The organism is Nonomuraea sp. NPDC052265 (assembly GCF_044547985.1).
Taxonomy (GTDB): domain Bacteria; phylum Actinomycetota; class Actinomycetes; order Streptosporangiales; family Streptosporangiaceae; genus Nonomuraea.
Map to the genome: position 1 here is coordinate 23115 of NZ_JBIUBJ010000042.1, position 10063 is coordinate 33177.

Sequence of the window (10063 nt, forward strand, 5' to 3'; positions counted from 1 at the left end):
GGCTCCAAGTTTCCTTGCAGGTTCTCGACACTCGCGACATATCGCGATTCGTCATACACTGATTTATCGTGACCGAGGATCTCGACCTGCGCGCCTCCGACGCCGACCGCGACCGCGTGGCGGCCCTGCTGGGCGACGCGCTCGCCACCGGAAGACTGACCAGCGTCGAGCACGCCGACCGTCTGGAGATCGCCTACACGGCGAAGACGATCGGCGAGCTCGTCCCCCTCACCCGGGACCTGCCCCAGGTGTCCACCCCGTCCGCCCTGCCCGAGGCCATCGAGCACCAGGTGATCAGCTCGAAGTTCAGCAAGATCGTGCGCAAGGGGCGCTGGGTCGCGTCCCGGCGTACCAGGCTGTCGGCCCGCTTCGGCGCCCTCGTCATCGACCTGTCCGACGCCGTGCTCCCCGGGCGGGAGATCACGATCGAGACCGACGCGAAGTTCAGCAAGCTGATCGTCCGGGTGCCCGAGAACGCCCACGTGATCGACGAGGGCAGCTCCGTCTTCGGCAAGCGGAACGTGAGCGGCGGCTCGGCGGGTGACGGCCCGCTGATCCGGGTCACCGGCTCGTCGAAGTTCTCCAAGGTCATCGTGACCCGCGGCCTCGACGACTGGAACCTCCACTGACGGGCGTCCCCGTGAATGGAACCGCCGCGCCGGGGAACCAGGGAGGTCCACCCGACGGTTGACCTGACCTCGGGCCTGCCTACGATGCGGACATACACGAGCCCGCGTACCGGCCCGGCCGGCGACGGCGGGCTCGCCTGTCCCACGAGGTGACCATTGTCCGACAGCAGGCCCATCGCGCTCGACGCCATGGGAGGCGACCACGCCCCCCACGAGATCGTGGCCGGCGCCGTCCACGCCGTACGGGAGCGCGGGCTCCCCGTCGTGCTCGTCGGTTCACCCCGCATCCTGTACGAGGCCCTGGCCGACCACGACGCCACCAAAGAGGTCCCCATCGTCAGGGCGGAGGAGGCCCTGGCCATGGACGAAGGCGCCCTGGCCAGCCTGCGGCGCCCGAGGTCCAGCATCGCCATCGCCTGCCACCTGGTCCGCCGCGGCGACGCCTCGGCCGTGGTGTCGGCCGGCTCGACCGCGGGCATCGTCGCCACCGGCCGGCTCCGGCTCAAGGCCCAGCAGGGCGTCCTGCGGCCGGCCATCGCCGTGGCGCTCCCCACGCTCCCCACCCCCACGCTCCTCGTGGACGCCGGCGCCAACGCCGAGGTCAAACCGGAGATGCTGGTGCAGTTCGCCCACCTCGGCGCGGCCTACGCCGAGCTCGCCAACGACATCCCCGAGCCCAGGATCGGCCTGCTCACCATCGGCAGCGAGGCGGAGAAGGGCAACAAGCTCGTCAAACGCGCCCATGAGCTGCTCCTGGCCTCCCCCGGCATCCACTTCACCGGCAACGTCGAGGGCCACGACCTCCTCACCGGCAAGGTCGACGTGATCACCACGGACGGCTTCACCGGCAACGTCGCACTCAAGACCATGGAAGGCACGGTCCGGTACGCGTTCGGCGAGCTGGCCGAGACCATCGGCGAGAGCCGGATCGCCAAGTTCGGCGCGCTCATGCAGCGCGGCCGCCTGCGCGAGCTGCGCAGACGCCTCGACGCCGAGGCCCACGGCGGCGCCGTCCTGCTCGGGCTGAACGGGACGGTGGTGATCGCCCACGGCTCCTCCAGGGCCCCCGCGATCAGCGCCGCCTGCCAGGTCGCCGCCGACCTCTCCGCGGGCGGCATCGTCTCCAGGATCGGCGACAGGATCGCCGCCACGCATCGCTCACACAGACTCTGGTGACGCCGTATGGTGAGACCGATCCACAGAAACGGGGGGTATGTGGACGGCCTCACCTCAGCACAGGTCGCGGGGGCGAAGACCAACGAGGTGCCGCGGCGGTCGAGCAGGTCGCTGAGCGCGATCATCAGGGCGAACGTGTTCACCCTGTTCAACCTGGTCATCGGCGTCCTCTGGGCGCTGATCCTGATCTTCGGCGAATGGCAGGACGGCCTGTTCGGGCTGGTGATCGTGGCCAACGCGCTGATCGGCATCGTCCAGGAGCTGCGCGCCAAACGCACCCTCGACAAGCTGGCCGTCATCAACGAGGCCCCGGTCGGCGTCCGCCGTGACGGCCTGGACCAGCAGGTCGAGCCGCACCGGGTCGTCCTCGGCGACCTGGTCCTGCTCGGCTCGGGCGACCGCCTCCTGGTCGACGGCGAGGTCGTCGCCTCCGACGGCCTGGAGGTCGACGAGTCGCTGCTGACCGGCGAGGCCGAACCGGTGCACAAGAAGCCCGGCGACCAGGTGCTGTCGGGCAGCTTCGCGGTGGCCGGCTCGGGCGCGTACGTCGCCACCCGAGTCGGCACCGACGCCTACGCCGTGCGGCTGGCGGAGGAGGCCAGCAAGTTCCACCTGGCCCACTCCGAGCTGCGCGAGGGCGTGGCCAACTTCATCAAGTACATCACCTGGCTGGTCATCCCCATCGGCGCCCTGCTGATCTACAGCCAGCTGCACAACTCCGCCGACTTCGGCACCGCCATCACCGGCGCGGTCGCCGGCATCGTCACCATGATCCCCGAGGGCCTGGTGCTGATGACCTCGATCGCGTTCGCCGTCGGCGTCATCCGCCTCGGCCGGCGCAAGTGCCTGGTCCAGGAGCTGCCCGCGATCGAGGGGCTGGCCAGGGTCGACGTCCTCTGCCTGGACAAGACCGGCACCCTCACCGCCGGCGGCATGGACCTCGACCAGGTGCTCCCGCTGCGCGACGGCCACCCGGTCGAGCCCGCGCTGGCCGCCCTGGCCCACCTCGACGCCCACCCCAACGCCACCGCCCAGGCCATCCGGGCCCGCTACCCCGCCCCCGCCGACGGCTGGTCGGCGGCCTCGGCCGTGCCCTTCTCCTCGGCCCGCAAGTGGAGCGGCGCCGACTTCGGCGGGCACGGCGCCTGGCTGCTGGGCGCGCCCGACGTGCTGCTGCACGACGGCGCCGGCTACGACAAGGCCGCCGAGCTGGCCGCCACCGGCACCCGCGTCCTCGTCCTGTGCCGTACGCACGACCTGCGGGCCGCCGAGAACGGCGGGGCCGTCGAGCCCGTCGCGCTGGTCACCCTCAGGCAGAAGATCAGGCCCGACGCCCTCAAGACCCTCGGCTACTTCGCCAAGCAGGGCGTCACGGTCAAGGTGATCTCCGGCGACAACCCGGAGGCGGTCTCCGCCATCGCCATGAGCCTGAAGATCCCGGGCGGCGACCGTTCCGTCGACGCCAGGACGCTCCCCCAGGACGACCCCGACAAGCTGGGCGAACTGCTCGACTCCCACACCGTGTTCGGCCGGGTCAGCCCGCAGCAGAAGCGGCAGTTCGTCGGTGCGCTGCAGGCCCGCGGGCACACCGTGGCCATGACCGGCGACGGCGTCAACGACGTCCTCGCACTCAAGGACGCCGACCTCGGCATCGCCATGGGCGCGGGCAGCCCGGCCACCAAGGCGGTGGCCCAGGTGGTGCTGCTGGACAACAGGTTCGCCACGCTGCCGCACGTCGTCGGCGAGGGCCGCCGGGTGCTGGCCAACATCGAACGCGTCGCCAACCTCTTCCTCACCAAGACCTTCTACGCGATCGTGTTGTCGCTGGCCGTCGGCGTGGCCGGGGTGATGTTCCCGTTCGCGCCCCGCCACTCGACCCTCACCAACGCGCTGACCATCGGCATCCCGGCGTTCTTCCTGGCGCTCGCGCCCACGCTCGAACGGGCGCGGCCGGGGTTCGTCCGGCGGGTGCTGCGCTTCGCCGTACCGGCGGGGGTGTTGTGCGCGGGCGCGGTGCTGCTGTCGTTCTGGGCCGCGCACAGCGGCACCTCCACCCTGACCGAGGACCAGACGTCCGCGGTGATCACGCTCTTCCTCACCACGTGGTGGGTGCTCGTGCTGATCACCAGACCGCTCAACTGGTGGCGGATCACGCTGCTGGCGTCCATGGCGGGGCTCTTCGCGGTCGCCCTGGCGCTGCCGCCCGTCCGGCGCTTCTTCGCCCTCGCGCCCGGCGACCTCAGCAACGACCTGACGGCCGTCGGCATCGCCCTGGTGGCTGCTGTGGCCATCAGCATCGCGGTCAAGGTCGCCGGTACCCTTAGAACATGACCGACCCGCAGATAGTGCTCACCGAGCGCGTCCAGCAGGCGCTGGCCAACGCGTTCGGCGCCGAGCACGCCGACGCAGACCCGCTGATCCGGCCCTCACAGTTCGCCGACTTCCAGGCGAACGTCGCGATGAGCCTGGCCAAGCGCCTGCGACGGTCCCCGCGGGAGGTCGCCGAGGCGATCAGGGCCGAGCTGTCCGACTTCCCCGGCACGGTCGAGGTCAGCGGCCCCGGCTTCCTCAACATCACGCTCGCCGACTCCTGGATCGAGTCCCAGACCGCGGGCATGCGCGACGACCAGCGCCTCGGCGTGGGCACGAGCACGCCCGCGCAGACCGTGGTGATCGACTACTCCGCGCCCAACGCGGCCAAGGAGATGCACGTCGGCCACCTGCGCACGACCATCGTCGGCGACTCGCTGGCCCGCCTGCACGAACACCTCGGCAACAAGGTGATCAGGCAGAACCACCTCGGCGACTGGGGCACCCCGTTCGGCATGCTCATCGAGCACCTGCTCGACATCGGCGAGCCGGCCGCGGTCGCCCAGCTCGAAGCGGGCATGGGCACCGAGTTCTACCAGGCGGCGCGGGCCAAGTTCGACGCCGACGAGGGCTTCAAGCAGCGTGCCCGGGTCCGGGTCACCACCCTCCAGTCGGGCGACCCCGCCACCATGCGCCTGTGGCACGTCTTCATGGACGCCACCGTCCGCTACTTCAACAAGGTCTACTCCCTGCTCGGCGTCACGCTGACCGACGCCGACCTCGCGGGCGAGAGCATGTACAACCCCATGCTGGCGAAGACCTGCGACGACCTCGAGTCGTCGGGCGTGGCGGTCCACAGCGAGGGCGCGCTCTGCCTGTTCCCGCCCGGCTTCACCGGCTCCGACGACAAGCCCCTGCCGCTCATCATCAGGAAGAGCGACGGCGGCTACGGCTACGCCTCCACCGACATGGCGGCGATCCGCTACCGCGTCCACGACCTGAAGGCCGACCGCATCCTCTACGTGGTGGGCGCCGACCAGGCCCTGCACTTCCGCATGGTCTTCGCCGCCGCCCAGATGGCCGGCTGGCTGCCCGACACGGTCTCGGCCGAGCACGTCCAGATCGGCATGATGCTGGGCAAGGACGGCCGCCGCTTCAAGACCAGGTCGGGCGAGTCCATCAAGCTGATGGACCTGCTCCAGGAGGGCGTCGACCGGGCCGCGGCGGCCATCGCCGAGCGCGGCTACGACGAGACCACCCGCAGCGAGATCGCCCTCGCCGTCGGCATGGGCGCGGTGAAGTACGCCGACCTGTCGGTCAGCCACGACAGCGAATACGTCTTCGACTACGACCGCATGCTGGGCTTCACCGGCAACACCGGCCCCTACATGCAGTACGCCACCGCCCGCATCCGCTCCATCTTCCGCAAGGCGGACATGGCCCCGGCGGCGGCCACGTCCCCGATCCTCCTGGGCGACCCCGCCGAGCGCGCCCTGGCCCTCCACCTGCTCGGCTTCGGCACGCTCATCGAAGAGGCCACCGCGCGCTCCGAGCCCCACCGGCTGTGCAACTTCCTCTTCGAGACGTCGAGCCTGTTCAGCACGTTCTACGAGCAGTGCCCGGTGCTGCGGTCCGACGTCGAGCCCGAGACCCGCCTCTCGCGGCTGGCCCTGTGCGCGCTGACCCTGCGCGTGCTCGAAACCGGCCTCGACCTTCTGGGCGTCCCCGTCCCCGACCGCATGTAACAGGCAGTTGGCTCAAAGTCTCCCGTTCCGTCATGGGCGCGCCTCCACCGGGTTGGCGCGCCCTAACGGCTAGGCTTTACGCGGTCATGAACTGAGGCCGAAATGGGGGAGTTCTCTGCCTTGAGCACGGACCTGACTGCGAGCCCCCAAGCAGCGACGGAGTTGCAACGCTACGCCGAGGCGCTGCTGGCGCACCTCGCCGCCAATGGCACCGCGCCTCCCGCCGCTCCGGGCTTTCGCGACATACCCGGCCATTGGCTGCCCCCTGCCGTCGAAGCACTGGTCGCCATCCTCGCCGGCGACGACCCGCTCGAACCGCTGAGCAGGGCCGCCGGCCGAGACCAGCAGCAGACCGCGCTCTTCCTCTGCCTGGCGCTGGCGGTGTCCGGGCAGGGCAGCCGCATTCACGCCTCCTGGCTCGGCACGGCCTTCGGCGAGCTGTCGCTCGACCGTCCCGTCACCCACGGGCAGCGCTCGCTCTGGCTGGCCGCCGCCCGCGGCGCCTACGGCCCGGCCGGCAAGATCTTCGTGCTGCGCAAGCTCGACGCGCTGGCCGTGCAGGAGCACGCCGACGTCGAGGAGTGGGTGCAGGCGCTGGTGCCCGGCGAGCCCTCGGTCGTCGTGCCGCCGTCGCTGGCCGACTTCCCGGAGATGGCCGAAATCCCTGATCTGGCCCGTCCGGCGGTGGCGGCCGCCCGCCTGTCCAGGCTGCGCGGCCGTTGCGCAGAGATCACCTCGGCGCGGCAGGCCGACCACGACTCCCCCGCCCCGCTCAGCAACAGCTCGGCCAGCCCGGCCGCGTCCTGGGCCGAGGACGAGCCACTGGCGGTCCTGCGCGCCCAGATCGGGCAGGGCGGCCCGGCGGGCCCGATGGCCTCGCTGATCTCCCACCTGCTCGACGACCTGCGTCCCGGCGCCGACCCGCACCTGGCCGCCATCGCCCTGCACGTCGCGGCGCCCATCCTGCGCGGCCTGGCCGAGGAGCTCGAAGCCGACAGCCGGCTGACGCCGCCCGCCACGCTGACCGTCCCGCTGCTCGGCCACCGCATCCACCTGCGCCCCGAAGGCCCCGACGAGACCTCGATCGCCACGGCCGAGAACGCCATCCTCACCGAGGGCGTCGTGCCGCGCGGCCGTCCGTGGGCCGCTCTCGTGCTGATCGTGGCGGGTGTCGCGTGCCTGGCCGGAGCGGCGTTCAGCGCCTCGCTCCTGCTGACCGCCGCCGGGGTGGCCATGCTCGGGCTGGGCGGCTGGCAGCTCTGGCAGCGCCACAAGACGGTCGTCGCCGACGCCCGTTACGTGGCCGCCCAGGTCAACGAGCTGAAGGAACTGGCCGAGGGCGCCGTGTGGGCCCTGCACGCCTACGCCAGAGAAGCGGACGCACGCGCGAAACAGGCCGCTGACGATGCAGCCGAGCTCACCCGGCTGATTCGTCGCGGCCCGCGCGCTGCCTAGACCTGATCAGGTCGTCTCGATCTCCACGTGCGCCGGCGCGAGCAGGAACACGCGGTCGGCGATGCGCTCGATCCGCCCCTCACAACCGAACGCGAGCCCGGCGGCGAAGTCGACCATCCTCGTCGCCTCGGGCATCGCCATGCCCGTGACGTCCATGATCACCGTCTGCCCGTCACGGAAGTGCTGACCGATCAACGGTGCGTCGTTGTACTTGAGCGGCTGCACCATGACGATGCGCGACGCGTCGACGTTCGCGCGCCACCGCCGGGCGGCACGCTCCGTCGCCGGAACGTACTCGTCCTCGTAGTGCTCGTCGTCGTCATAGCCGTCGTCGTAGTGATCGACCCCGCTCAGGCCAAGGTAGTTCACCACCTTGCGCACTGCCCCCATCGGCTTGTCCTTTCCTCAGGAACTCACCGTAATCGGCACGTCCCTACACATTGGACGGTAACCGACGATTCCGCATTCGCCACGCGACACGCCCAGCCCTAATTCCATTTTGTACGGCTTGCAACCCGCTTGCATCTGGATATCCGTCCCCCCCGTATAGCATCGGCCACATGCGCCTGTTCACTGTAGACGCCTTCACCGACACAGCTTTCAAGGGTAATCCCGCAGGTGTCTGCCTGCTGGACTCTCCGGTTACTGATGGCTGGATGCAGAGCGTAGCCGCCGAGATGAACCTCTCCGAGACCGCCTTCCTGCTCGGCGATTCCCTACGGTGGTTCACCCCTGTGGCCGAGGTCACTCTCTGCGGTCATGCCACGCTGGCGACCGCTCACGTTCTGTATTCGACCGGCACGGCGACCGGCCCGGTCGAATTCCGCACGGCCGGCGGAACGCTAACCGTGAATCGCGCCGCCGGAGACCTCATCACGATGGATTTCCCGGCCAAGGAGGTGGCGCCCGCCACGGTTCCCGACGGCCTGGAGAAAGCGCTCGGAGCAACACCGGTGCGGGTCGGGAAAAGCGACCTGGACCTGCTGGTCGAGGTCGATTCAGAGGAGACGGTACGCACCTTGCGCCCCGACATCCCGGCCCTGTCGGCAGTGGACGCCCGCGGCGTCATCGTCACCGCCCGCGGCACCGGCACGGATTTCGTCTCACGATTCTTCGCTCCCAAAGTCGGCATTCCGGAGGATCCGGTGACGGGCTCGGCCCACTGCGCGCTGTCCCCGTACTGGTCCGCGCGCCTCGGCCGCACCGCCCTGACCGGCGCGCAACTCTCCGCCAGAGGCGGCCTGGTGCACACCCGCCTGGACGGCGACCGCGTCCACCTCGCCGGCCATGCCGTCACGATCCTCACCGGCACGCTCCTTCCGTCCAGGTAAAAACTTCCTTACCTTCCTTGCTTCCCTCCTCTCAGCTCTCTAACCTGCAAATCGAGTTGGAGGTTAGTTCCCACAACAGAGGCAGGAGGTTCGGAACCATGCTGCTGACTTCGATCGACCCCTTCTTCCAGGAGTTCGAGCGCCAGTTCACCCGGCTGGCCCGCCAGACCTTCGACGACCGCGGCTCCGCCATGATGCCGATGGACGGCCTGCGCCGCGACGACGACGTGGTCCTGCGCTTCGACCTGCCCGGCATCGACCCGGACTCCATCGAAGTGACCGTCGACCGAGGCGTCCTCAGCGTCAGCGCCCGCCGCGAGGAGGAGCTCGCCGAGAACGAGCGCCTGTTCGTCCGGGAGCGCCCGATGGGCACGTTCACCAGGCGCGTCTACCTGTCGGAACACCTCGACAGCGACCGCGTCGACGCCGGCTACGCCAACGGCGTGCTCACCGTACGCATCCCCGTCCTCGAACGCGCCAAGCCGCGCAAGGTGGAGATCCGGCACAACGACGCGAAGGCCATCCGGGCCTGACCCGGCACCGGGGGCGGGGCATCCCGGCCTCGCCCCCGAACCCCGAGGAGGTCACGATGCCCGAGCTGCCCTTCGACGACGAACACGCCCCGCTCTACTCCCTGGGCCAGGTCGCCGAGATGCTCCAGGTCCGCCAGGCCTACCTTCGCCGCCTGGACGAACACGACGTCATCAGCCCGAGCCGCTCATCCGGCGGCCAACGCCGCTACTCCCGCCACGACATCGTGACCGTCCGGCACGTGACCGACCTCGCCGACCAGGGCATGACCCTGATCGCCATCCGCCGCATCCTGGAACTCGAACGCGAACTCGCCGACGTACGCCGGCAACTGAAAGAAGCCCACACCTCCCTGACAACGCCAAGGACGACACAAGATCCGCACAGCACCGACGCCCAGGAGCACGTCCCGCAAGGCGAGACGCAGGCGCCAGGAACCACCCCTCCCAACCGGGTAGACGGTTGGCCCCCAGAACTCTGAGCCCAGACCAATTTCCCTGACACCCGCCACCCCCGCTGCCCCCAGGCAACACCCATTCCGGCGGCTCCCAGAACCACCAGGCCGACATCAACGAGCCCTCGGTGAGGTCATGGCGAGACGCTCCCACCGCTGAGAGTCCACATGCCCTCGCTGTCCCTGGCTCAGCGAGCCCTTCGGGGGACACAGGCCGGAACCACAGAAATCGCCGTAGCCATCCACCTCCGCCTCGAATCAGTCCCGATCACATTGTCCGTGGGCGGGCTTGAGGCCCAGGATGCGGTCGCGGGTGATGGTTCTGGGGCTGGCGTGAAGGCCTGCGTTCCGCGCAATTCGGGGGTTCTGGAGTCCGTCCCGAGCTGAAAGTGCAGGTCAACGGAGCGGAGGCTGGTGACGCGGGCGGATATG

General features: G+C 69.9%; 9 protein-coding genes. 8 read left to right on the forward strand and 1 reads right to left on the reverse strand.

What is annotated here, in order from left to right; genetic code table 11:
- The first annotated feature begins 68 nt into the window (after positions 1-68).
- The 5 genes from ACIHAD_RS47575 (at position 69) to ACIHAD_RS47595 (ending at position 7315) form a co-directional block, all read left to right on the forward strand.
- A complete protein-coding gene (locus ACIHAD_RS47575) occupies positions 69-629 on the forward strand; it encodes a DUF1707 domain-containing protein (RefSeq protein WP_397361492.1) in 561 nt (186 codons plus the stop codon).
- Positions 630-785: 156 nt separating this feature from the next.
- Positions 786-1805 (forward strand): phosphate acyltransferase PlsX, encoded by a 1020-nt coding sequence (gene plsX / locus ACIHAD_RS47580; RefSeq protein ID WP_397361493.1) that lies wholly within the window; start codon positions 786-788, stop codon positions 1803-1805.
- A 39-nt stretch (positions 1806-1844) separates the two neighbouring features.
- Positions 1845-4136 carry an HAD-IC family P-type ATPase gene (locus ACIHAD_RS47585; RefSeq protein ID WP_397361494.1) on the forward strand — a complete coding sequence of 764 codons (2292 nt, stop codon included), beginning with the start codon at positions 1845-1847 and terminating at the stop codon, positions 4134-4136.
- The gene (gene argS / locus ACIHAD_RS47590; protein WP_397361495.1) at positions 4133-5860 is read left to right on the forward strand and encodes an arginine--tRNA ligase; all 1728 of its coding nucleotides are present in this window, start codon (positions 4133-4135) and stop codon (positions 5858-5860) included. Before ACIHAD_RS47585 ends, argS begins: the two co-directional genes overlap by 4 nt.
- Before the next feature lie 120 nt (positions 5861-5980).
- Positions 5981-7315: a hypothetical protein gene (locus ACIHAD_RS47595; RefSeq protein ID WP_397361496.1), complete on the forward strand. Its 1335-nt coding sequence runs from the start codon at positions 5981-5983 to the stop codon at positions 7313-7315.
- Between the two features lie 6 nt (positions 7316-7321).
- Here the strand turns inward: ACIHAD_RS47595 and ACIHAD_RS47600 are convergent, their stop codons facing one another.
- Positions 7322-7705, reverse strand: a complete 384-nt coding sequence (locus tag ACIHAD_RS47600; protein WP_352320833.1) for a cell division protein SepF — start codon at positions 7703-7705, stop codon at positions 7322-7324.
- A gap of 170 nt (positions 7706-7875) precedes the next feature.
- Here ACIHAD_RS47600 and ACIHAD_RS47605 point away from each other — a divergent pair, with 170 nt between their 5' ends.
- The 3 genes from ACIHAD_RS47605 to ACIHAD_RS47615 all read left to right on the forward strand — a co-directional run bounded on the left by ACIHAD_RS47605 (position 7876) and on the right by ACIHAD_RS47615 (position 9658).
- The gene (locus ACIHAD_RS47605; RefSeq protein ID WP_397361497.1) at positions 7876-8646 is read left to right on the forward strand and encodes a PhzF family phenazine biosynthesis protein; all 771 of its coding nucleotides are present in this window, start codon (positions 7876-7878) and stop codon (positions 8644-8646) included.
- Positions 8647-8744: 98 nt separating this feature from the next.
- On the forward strand, positions 8745-9179 hold the full coding sequence (locus ACIHAD_RS47610) for an Hsp20/alpha crystallin family protein (RefSeq protein WP_397361498.1): 435 nt from the start codon (positions 8745-8747) through the stop codon (positions 9177-9179).
- A 56-nt stretch (positions 9180-9235) separates the two neighbouring features.
- A complete protein-coding gene (locus ACIHAD_RS47615; RefSeq protein WP_397361499.1) occupies positions 9236-9658 on the forward strand; it encodes a MerR family transcriptional regulator in 423 nt (140 codons plus the stop codon).
- The last annotated feature ends 405 nt before the right edge of the window (positions 9659-10063 follow it).

Bases quoted from the DNA above. Each gene is read 5' to 3' on its own strand.
- argS (WP_397361495.1), top strand. From the start codon at position 4,133: ATGACCGACCCGCAGATAGTGCTCACCGAGCGCGTCCAGCAGGCGCTG.
- ACIHAD_RS47600 (WP_352320833.1), bottom strand. From the start codon at position 7,705: ATGGGGGCAGTGCGCAAGGTGGTGAACTACCTTGGCCTGAGCGGGGTC.
- ACIHAD_RS47605 (WP_397361497.1), top strand. From the start codon at position 7,876: ATGCGCCTGTTCACTGTAGACGCCTTCACCGACACAGCTTTCAAGGGT.
- ACIHAD_RS47610 (WP_397361498.1), top strand. From the start codon at position 8,745: ATGCTGCTGACTTCGATCGACCCCTTCTTCCAGGAGTTCGAGCGCCAG.
- ACIHAD_RS47615 (WP_397361499.1), top strand. From the start codon at position 9,236: ATGCCCGAGCTGCCCTTCGACGACGAACACGCCCCGCTCTACTCCCTG.